The organism is Bacillus cereus group sp. BfR-BA-01356 (assembly GCF_022663635.1).
GTDB classification, from domain to species: Bacteria; Bacillota; Bacilli; order Bacillales; family Bacillaceae_G; genus Bacillus_A; species Bacillus_A cereus.
The window spans coordinates 19391-36616 of the sequence record NZ_JAKUFX010000049.1 but is presented as its reverse complement, the minus strand read 5'-3'; the positions used below and the strand labels follow the sequence as shown (position 1 = coordinate 36616).

The following is a 17226-nucleotide window of genomic DNA, read 5'->3' as shown; positions in this document are numbered from 1 at the left end:
CATCGTTTTCAGAAAAAATTAAAGAACCTGAGTCCATACGAATATCGAACTCAGGCTTCTTAACTATGCGTTTTAATTACTGTCTACTTGACAGGGGTCAGTACAAAAAAGGAGGCTTTTAACTAGCAATTCTTTTATTATAAGTAGCTAAATTTGCAACAAGTTTTGAGCTACGTTCATTTAATCCTGTTATACTTACTTTCACACCACTTTGTTCATACTTCATGATAACTTTATCAATTGATGCCACTGCTGAATCATCCCATACGTGCGCATGAGTAAAATTCATTTCAATTTCTTTTACATCTTCATTAAATGAAAAATTAGTTATGAAATCGGCTGTAGATGCAAAGAAAAGTTGACCGTGAATTTCGTATATTTTCTTATTTTCAATATATAAATGTTTCACGTGAATCTTTGCCATATTGAATGCAAATAAAACCGCACTAATTACTGTTCCGATAATTACACCTAATGCTAAATTATGTGTAATTAGGACAATCACAACTGTTACGATCATAACAAATGAGTTTCCTTTTGGTACTTTATGAATTGTTGTTACAGAGTTCCAATCAAACGTTCCGATTGAAACCATAATCATAACTGCAACTAAAGCTGCCATCGGAATATGAACGACATAATCTCCTAAAACGAATAGTAATACGATTAAAAATCCGCCCGCTACAAATGTTGATAGGCGACCTCGTCCACCTGATTTAATATTAATAACAGATTGACCGATCATTGCACAACCTGCCATTCCTCCGAAGAAACCAGCAACAATGTTTGCGATCCCTTGTCCGCGTGCCTCTTTATGCTTATTACTTTCCGTATGCGTCATATCATCTAAAACTGAAGCTGTTAATAATGATTCTAGTAAACCGATAATTGCAAGCATAACTGCATACGGTAAAATAATCCCTAATGTCTCAAGTGTAAAAGGCACGTCAGGAATACTAAAGAACGGTAATTCTTTCGGCAGGCTTCCCATATCTCCTACTGTTTTCAACTGTAATCCGCTCATAAGTGCAATACTCGTCACAATAATAATTGAAATAAGCGTAGAAGGTACAACCGTTGTAATACGTGGAAATAAATATATAATTGCAAGTCCTAATACAACGAGTGCATACATTTGCCAAGTTGCATTTTTAAAATGTGGCAATTGCGCTGTAAAAACTAAAATTCCAAGTGAATTTAAAAAACCACTCATAACAGATTTCGGAACAAACTTCATAAATGAGCTCAGTTTGAACACGCCAAAAATAATTTGGACAATACCTGTTAATATTGTTGTAGCAAATAAATATTGCAAACCATGATCTTTAACAAGCGTTACCATTAATAATGCCATTGCACCTGTTGCAGCTGAAATCATTCCAGTTCTCCCGCCAACAAATGAAATGGTAACTGCAATACAAAAGGCTGCGTATAGTCCAACTGTCGGATCCACGCCTGCAATAACAGAGAAGGCTATCGCTTCAGGGATTAACGCTAAAGCAACGACAATTCCTGATAACACGTCCCCTCTCACATTAGAAAACCAGTCATTTTTTATCGTTTGAAACAAAATACCACTCCTCTACTCCTTTATAATTTGATTTTCTCCATAAGAAAATCTAGCCGACTGCACGAAAGCTATTATATAACGAGTAGAAGATTTTTTGCTATGTAAAAGTTTCCTAAAGAAAAAGACACTACCTTAGTAGCATCTTTTTTCATTTCATTAATGTCCACCGTGTCCTTGACCACTTTCCTGAACAATTTCTAACCTCTCATCTAGTATTCCTTGTGTTTCAAATGAAATATCACTCGTACTTCCTAATAAGAAACCGTGATTATATGGTCCAAGTGTTGGATCATCTTTAAACTTCGGCTGAATGCTTGCAAGGAAGTCATACACTGGTTGTGAAGCTTTACCTTCTTCTAATAATACAACAGGTGCATGTTTACCCATATGTGAAAAAGGTGCCCCAGCAACTGCTAAATCTGGTGTTTTACTTGAAACAAATGATAAACCGTGACCAGGTTTTGTGAATCCCCAGCCAAATTTTGTTTTTTCATCTTTAAATTTAGCGAACGCAATCGAGTTTTCTGTAGGGGTCTCTCCACTAATACGCGTTACTTTCCCGTATTTGCTTAGCTCTTTTTCTACTTCTTTTGAAACAATTTTTTCTGGCCCTAATACATATATATTTGCTTTATCTTTTCTCATTTTTAGTGCCTCTATTGTCGCTTCTGGCACTTTATTCTTTTCTGTATAGAGTAGTGGTTCCGGCATATGAGAAATCCAATTTACAGCGGGGGTTGTATATAAACGTCCTTCTTCTGCAGACGAACCGATAATAACACTATTTGGGTAGCTTCCTGTTATATCGGCATACTCCTTATCAACATCCTTCGCAAATATAGCTGGGTCCGTTTCTTTTATTTGTTTTACTTTATAACCTTTTAATTGTTCAAGCGCGCTAGTACCTACATCTCCCATCACCATAATTTGTGTTCCATCTTTCGTTCCGATTGGATTTAATCGTTTTATTTCTTTTAACGTCATTTCCGGTATCTTTTCTTTTTCTATAAATAAAATCGGCCCGTTATTCGGATGATGAATAAGATCTGCACTCGCAATACCTAATTGCCACTCGCTTGCTGGTACTAAAATAACAGCACCTGGCTGGTTCTCCTTATGAGTTGCTGGCCATATCGTTTGCGAAGTTAATACTGCCATTTGCGAAGGATCATTTGTGTTTAATCTCGTTACATTTTTTAAACTTGTCGTTAATAAATCATTAGATGCACCTTGGTTCATTTCTTTTGGCGCCGTTACCTCCTGATTCATTTTCATTTCCTTTTGTTCTGTTTTCTTCTCTTTTGTAGATTCATGGTTTTTATGGTCTGTATTCGTTTGTCCGCATGCAGCAAGACCAACTGCTGTAATTATTGTTATCCCAAAAATTCGGGTCATTTTTTTCACTATACCGCCTCCGTATTAATCATTTTTGAGCCAATATGATTACCTAAAATGTAATTTCAACTCCACAATAACAAGCAATTCTGAAGAAATTATGCAGACACATCATAATCTGCACCATTTCTTCATGATTTTGCATTACACTTTAAGTAACGATTATAAATATGGAGGGCTCTCTATGATTGATATACTGCTCGTAGACGATGAACCGAGAATGCTTGAATTATTAACGCTTTATCTTACACCAATTGGATATAACTGCGTATGTGCGACTTCAGGAGAAGAAGCTATTTTACATATAGAAAATCGAAACTTTAAATTTGTTTTACTCGATATTATGATGCCAAAGATGGACGGATGGGAAACGTGCAAAAAAATCCGATCTTTTAGTAACATTCCTATTATTATGGTTACAGCTCGTGATCAAACAGTAGATGTCGTTCAAGGATTAAAAATTGGAGCCGATGATTACGTAACGAAACCTTTCCATGAAGAAGAACTTTTCGCAAGAATTGAAGCCGTTTTAAGACGTACAAATGAACATAAACAAATCCAATATCACGGTATTGTATGGGATGAAACAAAACACTTCGTTTCTGTCCATAATGAAGAACTCCTTCTCACACCAATTGAATTTTCTTTACTCGGATTATTTTTACGCCATGTGAACTACGTATTAAACCGTGATCAGCTCATCGAACGAATTTGGGGATTAAACACAAATACAGAAGATCGCACAGTCGATTCACATATTCGTAATTTACGTGATAAATTGCGAAAAGCAAATTTTCCTATTGATCATCATTTAAAAACCGTGTATGGAATAGGTTATCGATGGATTGATACTGAACAGTAAGGGGCAAAACGATGAAACGAATTTCAATTCAATTCGGATTTTATTTTTTAATTGTTACACTTTTAATTGAAAGTGTTCTCTTTATTTTGCTCTATTATAGTCTTGTAAACACTAGAGTAAATGAAGAAATGACAGCTTTATTAAAGCGAGGAAATAGTCATCGAGATGTACTTGAAAAATATTACGATGAGCAAACCATCTCTCACGTAGCATTAATGGAATCTGAAGCTGAAACAACTGTCGTTATTACAAATGCAAATAAAGAAATACTAGCTAAATCTAACGAAATAAACACGACTATAAACGATCATATTAGTAAAATGCAAACTCGAACAGACCATAATGGAGCGATTATAGAAAATCATTGGAAAACATCTAATTATATATGTACAGTTAGCCCCATTGTAGTAGATGGAAAACATGAAGGCTATGTGTACATGTTTCTTGGAACAGAATCAATTGAAAAGTTAGTTAATGGATTAACGAAACAATTCATTATTGCTGGTGCCATCACATTTCTACTCACAGTCATCACAATTTTCCTATTATCACGTTTATTAACAAAACCATTGTTACACATGAAACATGCAACTGAAAAAATGAGTAAAGGCGATTTGTCCGTTTCGTTAACGACTACTCGTAATGATGAAATTGGTGAACTGGCATCATCTATTCAAACGCTCGCAAATGATTTGCATTATATGAAAACAGAGCGAAGTGAATTTCTAGCAAGTGTTGCTCACGAATTACGAACACCGTTAACATACGTAAGAGGTTATGCTGACATTGCTTTAAAAGAAAGCACCCCTTCTGAACAACGTTTGCGATATTTATCAATTATAAAAGATGAGTCTGATTACATTACAAACTTAGTTCAAGATTTATTTTCACTTGCACAAATGGAACAACATAACTTTTCTATTCAAGTAAAGGAAGTGCATTTACACACCTTCCTTACGCGTATATGTGAAAAAGTAAACGCCATGTATAAAGAAAGGTACAGTAAAGTTTCTTTCTCTTGTCCTCCTACACTGCTAGTAAACTTAGATGAACAACGATTCGAACAAGTTGTGGTGAATATTTTAAATAACGCTTATAGACATTCAAAAGAGCATTCTCATATAAACATTTCTGTTACAGAAGAACATAAACATATTTCCATTGCAATTGAAGATGAAGGCGAAGGTATTCCACCTGAAGACCTCCCTCACATTTTTGACCGCTTTTACCGTGTCGATAAAGCAAGATCACGAGCTACAGGTGGAACTGGTTTAGGACTATCTATCGTGAAAGAAATTGTAGAGCTACACGGCGGGACGATTACTGTCACGAGTGAAGTTGATCATGGATCTTGTTTTATCATTTCATTACCATCTGTAAAGAAACACGACTACCATCAGTAGTCGTGTTTCTTTATCATTTTACTTTATAATATAAATTTACAAATTGCCCAAAACGTTTCGTATCCGTCAAAGTTAAATTAATTTCTGGGTTCTTGTCTTGAAATAACGGAACTCCAGAACCTAATATATGCGGTGTAATCGTAACAACATATTCATCAATTAGATTATTCTTAAAGAATTCTCTCAGTAGCTCTCCTCCACCAACCATCCATATTTTAGATCCTTCTTTTGCTTTTAACCTTTTTGTAAACTCCACTACATCTTCATTTACAAACTCTACATTTCCGTCTGAACCTTTTTCTGAACGAGAAAAAACATAACATGATTTATCTAAGTACGGGAATGTTTCCGTATGCTCTACTACATAGTCGTACGTTTTCTTTCCCATAATTATTGTATCAATTGTTTCATACATTTCTGTATAACCGTTATCTCCCTCTCCTTTTGTTTCCATTAACCACTCTAAATCATCATTTTCTTTCGCAATATATCCATCTAAGCTCGCCGCAATAAATAAAACTATTTCACGTGACATATCTTTTCCTCCTTGCATCTCACCTTGATAACATATGATGTAAACAATATACTAACAATAAAACATGACAATTTATGTCATGTTAAAAAGAAAAAAGGTGATACATTTGTCAAAAGCTAAACGCTTATTAGATATTCTTATATTTGCTTCTGCCAAAAAGACATTTACAGCGCAAGAAATAGCTGATGAATTTAATATCTCCGTTCGTACTGTCCATAGATACATTTTAGATTTAAGTGATATGGGGTTGCCCATTTACGCAGAACAAGGCCGTAACGGCGGCTATAAAGTATTAACGAATAGAGTAATTCCGCCTATTTTATTTACGGAAGAAGAAGCAGTCTCTATCTTTTTTGCTTTTCAATCTTTAAGTTACTATCGCGACTTACCTTTTAACACAGAAATCAATTCCGTTACACATAAACTGTATAGCTCCCTACAACATGATGCAAAAACGAAAGTTGATAAAATACGTTCTTACATCGCTTTTTGGAATCCGAAGCGCACAATTGATACACCTCTTTTAAACGAAGTGTTAACCGCGGCTATTGAAAATAAAAATTTACACTTTCAATACAAATCTAAATCGGGGTTAAAAACAAAACACGTTCATCCTATCGGTGTATATGCTCATGACGGGCTATGGTATTTACCGTCCTATGACTTCAGTAGAAAAAAAGTATTACTGTATCGCGTTGATCGTATTCTTTCTATATTATCAACAGAAGAAAGTGAAAGTACGTTCATGAATTTAGAAGAATGGTTTGACTCTAGCTCTAACGTCATAAACATTCCTATCCAGTTACATGTTTTATTAACGACAGAAGGTGTGCGCCAATGTAAAAGCGTGCCTTACCTTGAAGAATTCGTTGTAGTAAATGAGGACGGGACAGGATATATACATTCAACAATTGATAAAGGTGAAATTAATTTTATTACCCCTTTATTTTATAGGCTTGGAAAAGATGCACAAGTGTTAGAACCGAAAGAATTAATAGATGGTTTACGTATACGTGCGAAAGAAATTTTACATATGTATGAAGACGAAAAAAGCTGCTAGATGTAAGCAGCTTTTTAGTCTCTTTGTTACTATTGACGAATATCAATCCACCAACGATATGATGCATTCATATTTTCAGTACTTCCATTCCCTCTGTAATGGAAAGCATCAAGGAAGATTGAATCTAGTTTATCCTCATCTACAAAATAACCTAAGTTAACTTTCACCGTTTGTCCTGGTGTGATACTGCCAATATTGTAAAAGCTTTTCCCGTCTCCATGAGGCTCTAAATAATCAACTTCGCCCGTCATAATATTTTTTTCTGCGATTCCATCTTTCCCAGCATACTGCCATGCATTTCCTTTATCTTCAAGAACTTTTATAGATGGAGTCATATAGATTTCTTCTGTCGCCTGTTTACCTATATTTTTCACTGTTGTTGTCAGGTAGACAAATTTAGGATGAATTAATTTTGATTCTACTAATTGATCAATTGAATCTTTACCATTTCCAATTTTATATTTATCCCTTCTATATGGTATCAATTTTCCAGCTTGATCCAAAGCTTGATTCCTGCTTAGTATTCCTAAGCCCATTTCATTAAAGTTCTCTTGTTTAAAATCTTTGATTGAATCAAAGGCTTCAACTTTTTCTATCACATATTCAATTTGACTGTTATCCATAGATATCGTTGCTGGAACCTTTTGCCCTATATGAAATAGTCGTTTGCTATCCTTCTTCAAAGGAATTACCTTCGTTGTTTTACTTTCTTGGCTAAAATACTTTTTATCATAATCGCTTATATATGATGACTTTTCTTTTGACGTGGGCTCAAGTGAAATGCTCCCTAGCACATCTATCATTTGTTCTTCGTTTATATCATTTCCAATATAACTTTGTAACATAATTCCTTCTTCCTCAAAATAGAGAAAAATTACTCTATTAAACATTAAATCTTTATTACCATTTTGTCTATGAACAATTACTGCCTTCTTACCATTTATCTCTTTTTCTTCATAATTTTTCGAGTACAGAGTTGGAAAATCTGAATTCCCTCCTACTCTCCAAAGAACGAATGAAAATCCACCCATTGCGTAGTTATCTTTAAAGGAATATTTCATAGCAGAGTCATCAATTGCTTCCATATTTTCTGGCAATTTACCAATCTTCAACTTATACCACTGATCACTCTTTTTCGAATCCTTATTTGTTAAGGAAACATTTACTTCGTAATTTTGTTTCTGAACAATCATATTATAGACTTTTACTGCACCAAAAACGGTTGTCGGCATACCAATCAATAAGCAAGCAGCAGCGATTAACATACGATGTTTTTTACGCTTTTTCTGTGGTTGTCCATTTTTCAGCTTCATTTCCTCCATAAACAACTTCTTTTTGCGCGTATATGTATGTGAAAATTCATGTTGTTCTTTGAGTTTATCAAAATCATCTAAAGCAATTTTTTCAGCAAGTTCATATATTTCTTTGGAGTTCTTTGAATTCGTCATGTTTTATACCTCCTATCATATTTTGGACTCGTTTTCGAGCACGCTCAAACTGCTTGCGGACATTGGCCTCGTTTATCCCCATGACACTTGAAATTTCTTGATACGTTAAGTTATAGAAGACTTTGTACTTAAACACCTGTCTATTAGACTCATTTAACTCTTTTAACAATGCATCAATTTGAACCTCGGACATTACACGTTTTTCCCACTCTTCAATATTTTCATCTACTGCTTCTGTTGATTCTCTTTCGTATTCTTCTAAAAATGTTTCATGTCGTTTGTTTTCCGGTAACTATCAATCGCCTTGTTTTTCGCGACCCTCAAAATGTAGCGTTTAAGCTCTTGAGTAGCCAAGCTATGGAGCTTTTCCAAGTTCTTATAAAGAGTAATAAACGTCTCTTGAACCGCATCTTCAGCCTGTTGAATATTATTTAAAATAGAATACGCTACATAATAAATCTTTTGTTCATACAACTCATATAGCTCTTCCATCTTTTCATAATCGTTGTTTGTAACTTTCATATAATTCCTCCTCTCACTCTATATAACGAATAAGCGCTATACTTTGTGACACTGCAAAATCTTTTTATGTATAAAATTTAATAATAGAATAAACAAAAGCTCAATTTCTCTATTTTAACTGAGAAATTGGGCTTTTTAATATTAGAATTTTCCTGACCGCTACGCCTTTTCAGTAAGCAGCATATGCTCTATCGCTTCTTTTAACAAATTCTTTGTCTCTTCCAAGTTATGATTCTGCTTTTCTGCTGGCTGTACCATATAAAACTCAGCAAACGAACGCTCTTTATATCTTGGTACGACATGCATATGATAATGTGTTAACTCGTTAAATACTCCACCATTTTGACAAACTGTAATTCCGTCAGGTTTATATAATACCTTAATCGCTTTTGCAATCAGCTTAGAAGCATCCATAATGGATTTTGCTACAACATCATCTAATTCGTCTACTTCTACAACATGTTGCTTTGGCACAATTAAAGTATGTCCTGTATAGAAAGGTTCATGATCTAAAAAACATGTTACATAGTCATCTTCATATATTTTATATATTTTTTCCTCTTCATTTGCTAATTTACAACCTAAACATTCCATCATACTTTCTCCCTTTATTAAAAACATAAAAACGTGAGAGCCGTATTCTCACGTTTTTATGTTTCATTTTATTAGTTCAATTGTTTCCGTAACCTTTATACTATCTTTTACAGATTGAACAATCGTACAATTTTTCACTGCAAGTTGCAGCGCCTTGTCCAGCTGCTCTTCTGTAATGTTTTGCGCTTTAATTTTATAGTGCAAATGAACACTTTCAACTGGCTTCGATAAAGCTTCACTTCTACCAATTTCAGTTTCGATTGTAAACGTATCATATGTAATACGTTTCTTTTCTAAAATTGTTCGAAAGACAATTGCACTACATCCTGCGATAGAAGAAATGAGTAATTGTAACGGTGAATACCCGTTTTCTTTTCCAATCGCTAATTGACCATACGATAAATCTGCTTCTATATCATCGTGTTTGATTGTTAGTTTCATTTGTTTTTTCCATCTCCACTTTCATCGGTTTCTGCCGTTTCTTACTAATATAATAATATATATAGCAGAAAATGATAAATGGAATACCACAGTATAACGCCATTCTTTGTTCAGGAATAAACGCTAAACTAATAACAACAATGCTATTTGTAATTAAGGCTAAAATCGGGACAATTGGGTATAGTGGTGTTCTATACTTTAAGTCCTCTAACTTTCCTCCGCCTTTTATATACTGACTTCTAAAGCGAAGTTGCGATAGAGCAATAATGATCCAACTTGAAACAGCCGATAAACCAGCTATCGATAATAAATACATGTATACTGTATCTTCTGCAAGGAAACTTGTGAATAGAGATAATCCAGCTACCGCAATCGTTACGACTAGCGCTGTAATTGGAATACCACGCTTATTTACTTTCTGGAAGGAAGTTGGTGCCATTCCCTCATTTGCAAGTGACCATAGTATACGCGTCGCTGCATATAATCCAGAGTTCGCTACAGATAATAACGCAGTAATAATAACAAAGTTCATAATATCAGCTGCGTATGGAATACCAATTTTATCAAATACGACTACGAATGGACTTTCAATTACGCCTGCTTCTTTCCAAGAAATTAATCCTACTAAAATCGTCATTGTTAAAATGAAGAATAACATAATGCGCCATACCGTATTACGAATCGCACGTGGAATTGTTTTTTCTGGATTTTCACTTTCTCCCGCTGCAATCCCGATTAACTCTGTTCCCTGGAACGAGAAGTTAACTGTAATCATTGTAAGTAATACGGCAGCTAGTCCATTCGGGAATAATCCACCATCGCTTACAAAGTTAGAGAAAAGAGGTGCTGCTTCTTTTCCGTCATATGATATAAACCCTAATAATGCACTACCACCAAGAACAACAAATGCAAGAATTGTAATTACTTTAATACTAGAGAACCAAAATTCTAATTCAGCATAACTTTTCGCCGAAATTGCGTTTGAAGCATATAAAATAACGCCGAATACAAGGCACCATACCCAAACATCAACATTTGGAAACCATCTTTTCATCATTAAACCGATTGACGTTAATTCTAGTCCTACTGTTACTGCCCAGCCAAGCCAATATAGCCAGCCGATCATAAAACCCGTTCCTGGTCCAATAAACTTCGTCGCATACTTTTGGAAAGATCCTGAAACTGGCATTGCTACCGTTAACTCTCCAAGACAAAGCATTGTTAAATACATAATAAATCCGCCTACTAAATATGAAAGGATGGCTCCCCCTGGTCCAGCCTGATTAATGGTGTAACCTGAACCTAAGAAAAAACCAGTCCCGATTACACCACCAAGTGCGATCATAAATAAATGTCTACTCTTCATCGTACGATGTAATTTCTCATTCGTTGGTTGCTGCATCTAAATCCTCCCCCTACCATACCCCTATATCCTGTTAAAATTTTCTGATAATAAAAATATACACGAAAGCGATTACATTTTCTATATAAAATTAAAACTTTTCTGATAAAACAATATAAAAATCGAATTATCGCAAGATTTAGATTCTATTTAGAGGAAAATAAGGAGAAACAAGGAAAAAACCCTTACATATATTGTAAGAGTCAACGGAGTTCTAATCTTCTCGATAAAATTGATAAACTATAATTTACTATAAAGTACATACAAGCTACTACTATAAACGTCGGAATCATGTAATTCACATTTTGCCCGCTAATAATTTGAGCATTATGAATAAGCTCTGGTAGTGATATAACGACTGCTAGCGCTGTATCTTTCAGCAATGAAATAAACTGACTGACAAGTGGCGGGACCATTCTTCTTAATGCTTGTGGCAAAATAATATGCCACAGCGCTTGAACATACGTTAATCCGGAAGACCTCGCTGCTTCGATTTGCCCTTTTTCGATAGATAATAGACCACTTCGAACAATTTCAGATATCATTGCAGCTTCAAATATTGTTAAAGCAACAATTGTAGCTGTTATAATTTCTAATTTCAAGCCTGCTTCTGGAAGTGCAAAATACGTGAAAAATATAATTAACAGTAGTGGTAAGTTTCGAATCACTTCAACGATAATTCCTAATATTTGTGAGACGACAGGTATTTTCGTGTAGCGCAATATTCCTATTACACTACCGATAATAAAGCTAAGTACAATTGCTACGAGCGCTACCTCTAACGTTATAAGTAATCCTTTTAATAAAAATAGAATATGATCCCCTGTAATTGCTCCCTTAAAATCCATTTACACCGCCTCCTTTGCTAAGCGTTTTTCTAAATAACGCACTAGCATACTGAGCGGAATTGTTAATATTAAATAAAACATCCCGACAAATATATAAACATCAAACGTAACAAACGTCTTCGTTGAAATTAAATCTCCTTGATACATTAAATCAGCACCAGCAATAATTCCAAGTATTGAAGAGTTTTTAACTAAATTGAGAAACTGGTTTCCTAAAGGAGGAATTACAATTTTCATTGCTTGGGGTAAGACAACATAATACATCGCCTGCACATACGTTAGCCCTGAAGAGCGAGCAGCTTCCAGCTGCCCTTTCGCAACTGATAAAATACCAGCGCGAATTACTTCTGCAATAAAAGCTGCCGTATATACCGTAAGCGTAACTGTTCCTGCTACAAAACCATTTAAAGTAATTCCTATTACAGGTAAAGCAAAATAGAATATAAATGCAATTAATACAAGTGGAATATTTCTTACAAACTCCACAAAAGCTGATCCTATCCAATTTAAAATGCGAATAGGTGCAATACGCATTACTGCCAAAATTACTCCTAAAATAAAACTACCTATCAATGCAATTACACTAGACATAACTGTATATTTAAACCCTTCTAAATACATATCAATGTTATTCGTTAATATAGAAAAATCAGGCACATATTCTCCCCTCTTTCTTTACAAGAAGAGGATGAGTACTCTCATCCTCTCACTTTTACTATCTACTTTTCTGGTTTTTGTCCAATCCACTTCTCATATAATTTGTCATACTCCCCACTTGCTTTCATGTCTTTAATTAAAGTATTAATCTCTTTCGTTAAATCATCTGCCCCTTTTTGCACTGCAATTCCATACGGTTCATCTGTGAAAATTTTTCCTACTACTTCATAATTAGAATCTTGTTTTGCCATTCCGTAAAGGATCGCATTATCTGTCGTTAACACATCACCTTTACCTGCCTTTAACGCTGTAAATGCCTCACTATAATTTTCAAACTCTAATACAGTCGCTTCTGGTGACTTTTGACGAATGTTATTTGTAGATGTTGATCCTTTTACAGCTAATACTTTAACGCCTTGTTTTATATCATCGACGCTCTTAATATTGCTTCCTTTTTTCACAAGTAACGATTGTCCTGCTTTAAAATATACATCTGAAAAATCCACTTCTTTTTTGCGTTCTTCCGTAATTGTCATTGTTGCAATAATTGCATCAATATCACCATTTTTCAGCATTGGAATACGTGTTTTAGACGTTACTTCTTTCAGCTCTAGCTTCTTTTCATCTCCAAGAATCTTTTTCGCCAGTGCCTTCGCGACATCAACATCGAATCCTTCTACCTGCCCTGTTGAAGGATTTTTTAATCCAAATAAATTCGTATCATTCTTCACCCCAACTACTAATTTCCCTCGTTTCTTAATTTGCTCAACAGCCCCGCCTTGCTTCGTATTTGTTTCCTTTGCCTCATCTTTCTTACTTCCGCATCCAGCAACAACAAGCACGAATAAACATGAAAATACGATTAAAGTAAATAACTTTTTCATTTTAAGCATGAAATTCCTCCTCTAATGATTTAGCACCCGACTTAAAAATAAACGAGCTCTTTCTTGTTCAGGGTTTGCAAAAAAGTTCGCCGGTGTTGTATCTTCAATAATTTGACCATCATCCATAAATAAGATCCTATCTGCTACCTCTCTAGCAAATCCCATTTCATGCGTGACAACGACCATTGCCATCCCTTCTTTAGCCAGTGCTTTCATAACATCAAGTACCTCTCCAATCATCTCTGGATCAAGAGCAGACGTAGGCTCATCGAATAGCATAATTTCCGGCTGCATTGCAAGTCCTCTAGCAATTGCCACCCGTTGCTGTTGTCCTCCGGATAATTGATGCGGATATACGTTAGCCTTCTCCGGGATTCCTACTTTCTCTAAATAAAACATTGCTGTTTTCTCTGCTTCTTCTTTGGAAACTTTATTTACTTTAATCGGTGCTAATGTAATATTTTGAAGAACCGTTTTATGTGGATATAAATAAAAATGTTGAAAGACCATCCCAATATTTCGCCGCAATTCATTCATGTCCGTTTTTTTATTGTGTACCTCTGTATTTTGTACAATTAATTCTCCATCTGTAATTGCCTCTAATTGATTTATACATCGAAGCAATGTACTTTTTCCTGATCCTGAAGGCCCGACAACTACTACCACTTCCCCTTTTTTCACTTGCACATTAATATTTTTCAAAACTTGAAAGTTACCATAATATTTATTTACATTACGAAATTCTATCAACATACTCCCCCTTCCCCTAACAATGCATGTACATTCTTTTTATATTCAAAAATAGTCCCAAAAATAACTTTTAGCTTCAATTTGTCCATAAAAAAAAGCAAAGGGTTTCCCCTTTGCTTCTTCATTTCTATTCTGTTAAGATACTTCTTCTTTCTTATCTTTCCCGTATTCATGCTCCCAAAAATCAGCATTTTTAATTCCTAATGGCCCTGGATCGAATACTGGATCTTTTCCTTCTTTTTTCTGTTTTTCATAATCCTTTAATGCGACTAATGCAGGTTTTTGTAATAGTAAAATCGCAATGATATTTACCCATGCCATAATTCCTACCCCAATGTCGCCTAAAGCCCAAGCTGTTGCTGCTGTTTTTATACAGCCATAGAATACAGCTCCTAAAAATACAAACTTTAGTACCATAGACATCCAAGGACGGTCTTTATCACGATTTAAGTATGCAATATTCGTTTCTGCAATGTAGTAATACGCCATAATTGTTGTAAACGCGAAGAATAATAACGAGATTGCAACGAAACCGTTTCCAAATCCAGGAAAAACAGATTCTACCGCCGCCTGTGTATATCCTGGTCCTGGCTGAGCACCATTTAGTTTATTAACGATAAAGTTTTTTCCGCTTGCATCAAATACGTTATACATGCCTGTAATAATCATCATAAATGCTGTTGCTGAACAAACAAATAATGTATCAATGTAAACGGAAAATGCTTGCACTAAACCTTGCTTAGCTGGATGTGATACTTCGGCTGCTGCTGCTGCGTGTGGTCCAGTCCCTTGTCCTGCTTCATTGGAATAAATACCACGTTTTACCCCCCAAGAGATTGCTAAACCGATAATACCACCGAAAGCAGCTTCTAATGCAAATGCACTTCTTATAATTAACATAAATGCTTCTGGCAATTTTTCAATATTCATAGCAACAATGACGCAAGCTACTAAAATATAGCCTATTGCCATAAACGGTACGACAACTTGCGCTACGTTAACAATTCGCTTTACTCCACCGAAAATGATAAGAGCTAATACGACAACTAATATAGCCCCTGATGCGGTAGTATTAATACCAAAAGCAGTTTCTAAACTTACAGCAATACTATTTGCTTGCACACCTGGTAGTAAAAGCCCCGTTGCAAGAATTGTCGCTGCAACGAATACTAAAGCATACCATTTCACACCTAAACCTTTTTCAATGTAATAAGCAGGTCCACCACGAAATTGTCCTTGATGTTTCGTCTTATATATTTGCGCGAGTGTTGATTCTACATAAGCTGATCCTGCTCCTAAAAAGGCTACTGCCCACATCCAAAATACAGCTCCTGGTCCACCGAATGCAACGGCTGTTGCTACCCCAGCGATATTTCCTGTTCCAACACGTCCTGATAACGAAAGTGCTAACGCTTGGAATGAAGAAACACCAGCCTCTGATTTTTCTCCTTGAAATGTCAGCTTCACCATTTCTCCTACGTGCCTTACTTGTAAAAACTTCGTTCGAATAGAAAAATATAAACCTACTCCTAAACATAAATAAACAAGTGCTGGACTCCAAACAATATTATTTAACCAATTTACGAAAGTTTCCAACATTCCCCCTCCTTCTTTATAAAGAATATTCAGAATATATATAAAATTATAAGTGCATACCGAATCTAGGACAATATTATTTTAATAAAGTAAACATATTTTTGTATAAAAAAACAAAGTATATATTTGTTTTATATACTTTGTTTTGAACTAAATGTATTATATATTCACAATTGCTTCTCTTTTAATAATTCTTTCGTATAGCTCTTCTGATAATTTCAAGAAGTTATCAGGCATATCTTTCCCTTTAAACTTCTTTTGAAGCGTTCCATATAAACCTATATCACGTAAACGTAAAAATAGTGGTAACGATTCATACCAACTATCCGCCAGCCTGTGCTCATACTCATATCCTTTTCGTAACACTTGTAACTGTTTACGAGCAAAATCTGTCTTCTCTTCTGCTGTCCACGGTGTAAATAGAACAGAGTAGTATAAAACCATCGCTAAATCATGTATAAAGTAATTATAAGCAGCATCATCAAAATCAAAGATTGTTAGCTCTTTACCATCATAATGAAAATTACCTTGATGAATATCACCGTGCATAAGACCGAACGTTTCTCTTTCAACTGGAAGAGCCTTAATTTCATCCATTAATACCGCTGCAATCTCTTTCACTTGACCATCTTCTAATTCATTAACAATTCCACTTTCGTCTTCTTCCCACGTATCACGGTAGTCTGTTTTAGGATAATCCATTGTAAGGCGATGCAGTTGCCCAATCGCTTTTCCCCACGCTTCAAAATAAGCATCTCCCCAATAAGGCGATTCTGCTCCTTTTACTTGCTCACCTTTTGCATATATAAATAAAGAAGCGAAAAAGAAAGTCCCATCCTCTGCTACGATTTCTTCTACGAGATTTCGAGACGTTGAATAAAGAGGTCCTGCTACCTTTGCCCCATTCTCCGCAACATATCGTAAAAAATCTAGTTCAGCCTCTACCTCTTGTTTAGAACGATGAGAAGAATGTGTTAAACGTAATACGTAATCTTCATCATTATCACCCTTCGCCTTAAAAATATAATTCTCAAAATCTCCAAGTGGCTTTTCTTCTACTGTTACATGAAACAAATTCGCTGCTCTTTTTAAAATCTCTTTCGTAAAAACACGTTCTACAGCTATTTCCATATATATCCCTCCTATATATCTTCTTAATTCGACACAAATGTTAGAAGTACTGCTATGAAATTGAATAATGCACAAAAGACAATGTAACGTAACCTTCAACCCTCTTTTAAAAAAATAATTCAAGCATA

General features: G+C 35.1%; 16 protein-coding genes and 1 pseudogene. 3 read left to right on the top strand and 14 right to left on the bottom strand.

Annotated features, from left to right (window positions below; all coding sequences use genetic code 11):
• Positions 1–118 precede the first annotated feature (118 nt).
• On the bottom strand, positions 119–1570 hold the full coding sequence (locus tag MR168_RS17360; RefSeq protein WP_000487920.1) for a SulP family inorganic anion transporter: 1452 nt from the start codon (positions 1568–1570) through the stop codon (positions 119–121).
• Positions 1571–1726: 156 nt separating this feature from the next.
• Positions 1727–2974, bottom strand: coding sequence for a hypothetical protein (locus MR168_RS17355; RefSeq protein WP_006918012.1), 1248 nt, complete (start codon positions 2972–2974; stop codon positions 1727–1729).
• A gap of 175 nt (positions 2975–3149) precedes the next feature.
• On the opposite strand from MR168_RS17355, the gene MR168_RS17350 reads away from it, so the two are divergent.
• Complete coding sequence (locus MR168_RS17350; protein ID WP_006918011.1) at positions 3150–3827, top strand: response regulator transcription factor; 678 nt, start codon at positions 3150–3152, stop codon at positions 3825–3827.
• Positions 3828–3838: 11 nt separating this feature from the next.
• Complete coding sequence (locus MR168_RS17345) at positions 3839–5230, top strand: sensor histidine kinase (protein ID WP_006918010.1); 1392 nt, start codon at positions 3839–3841, stop codon at positions 5228–5230.
• 13 nt (positions 5231–5243) lie between these two features.
• On the opposite strand, the gene MR168_RS17340 is transcribed toward MR168_RS17345, so the two are convergent.
• Complete coding sequence (locus MR168_RS17340) at positions 5244–5765, bottom strand: dihydrofolate reductase family protein (RefSeq protein ID WP_086412267.1); 522 nt, start codon at positions 5763–5765, stop codon at positions 5244–5246.
• Positions 5766–5829: 64 nt separating this feature from the next.
• Between MR168_RS17340 and MR168_RS17335 the strand changes: the two genes are divergently transcribed.
• A complete protein-coding gene (locus tag MR168_RS17335) occupies positions 5830–6825 on the top strand; it encodes a helix-turn-helix transcriptional regulator (RefSeq protein ID WP_174402532.1) in 996 nt (331 codons plus the stop codon).
• Between the two features lie 29 nt (positions 6826–6854).
• Here the strand turns inward: MR168_RS17335 and MR168_RS17330 are convergent, their stop codons facing one another.
• The 11 genes and pseudogenes from MR168_RS17330 to MR168_RS17280 form a co-directional block, all read right to left on the bottom strand.
• Positions 6855–8273 (bottom strand): anti-sigma factor, encoded by a 1419-nt coding sequence (locus MR168_RS17330; protein WP_242291434.1) that lies wholly within the window; start codon positions 8271–8273, stop codon positions 6855–6857.
• Positions 8239–8795, bottom strand: a pseudogene (locus MR168_RS17325) (RNA polymerase sigma factor). Before MR168_RS17325 ends, MR168_RS17330 begins: the two are co-directional and overlap by 35 nt.
• Positions 8796–8954: 159 nt before the next feature.
• On the bottom strand, positions 8955–9416 hold the full coding sequence (locus tag MR168_RS17320) for an HIT family protein (RefSeq protein ID WP_002023251.1): 462 nt from the start codon (positions 9414–9416) through the stop codon (positions 8955–8957).
• Positions 9417–9452: 36 nt separating this feature from the next.
• Complete coding sequence (locus MR168_RS17315; protein ID WP_006918002.1) at positions 9453–9830, bottom strand: OsmC family protein; 378 nt, start codon at positions 9828–9830, stop codon at positions 9453–9455.
• Positions 9805–11232, bottom strand: coding sequence for an amino acid permease (locus MR168_RS17310; RefSeq protein ID WP_001187097.1), 1428 nt, complete (start codon positions 11230–11232; stop codon positions 9805–9807). The genes MR168_RS17315 and MR168_RS17310 overlap by 26 nt, the downstream gene beginning before the upstream one ends.
• Before the next feature lie 203 nt (positions 11233–11435).
• Positions 11436–12080: an amino acid ABC transporter permease gene (locus MR168_RS17305; protein ID WP_000345978.1), complete on the bottom strand. Its 645-nt coding sequence runs from the start codon at positions 12078–12080 to the stop codon at positions 11436–11438.
• Entirely contained in the window at positions 12081–12737 is a 657-nt protein-coding gene (locus tag MR168_RS17300) for an amino acid ABC transporter permease (protein WP_016121835.1), read from the bottom strand. It abuts the gene before it with no gap.
• A gap of 62 nt (positions 12738–12799) precedes the next feature.
• A complete protein-coding gene (gene glnH, locus MR168_RS17295; protein WP_000916491.1) occupies positions 12800–13630 on the bottom strand; it encodes a glutamine ABC transporter substrate-binding protein GlnH in 831 nt (276 codons plus the stop codon).
• 12 nt (positions 13631–13642) lie between these two features.
• Positions 13643–14374, bottom strand: coding sequence for an amino acid ABC transporter ATP-binding protein (locus MR168_RS17290; RefSeq protein ID WP_282093720.1), 732 nt, complete (start codon positions 14372–14374; stop codon positions 13643–13645).
• 132 nt (positions 14375–14506) lie between these two features.
• On the bottom strand, positions 14507–15967 hold the full coding sequence (locus MR168_RS17285) for an alanine/glycine:cation symporter family protein (RefSeq protein ID WP_000447396.1): 1461 nt from the start codon (positions 15965–15967) through the stop codon (positions 14507–14509).
• 159 nt (positions 15968–16126) lie between these two features.
• Positions 16127–17098 carry a phosphotransferase enzyme family protein gene (locus MR168_RS17280; RefSeq protein WP_000401644.1) on the bottom strand — a complete coding sequence of 324 codons (972 nt, stop codon included), beginning with the start codon at positions 17096–17098 and terminating at the stop codon, positions 16127–16129.
• Positions 17099–17226 lie beyond the last annotated feature (128 nt).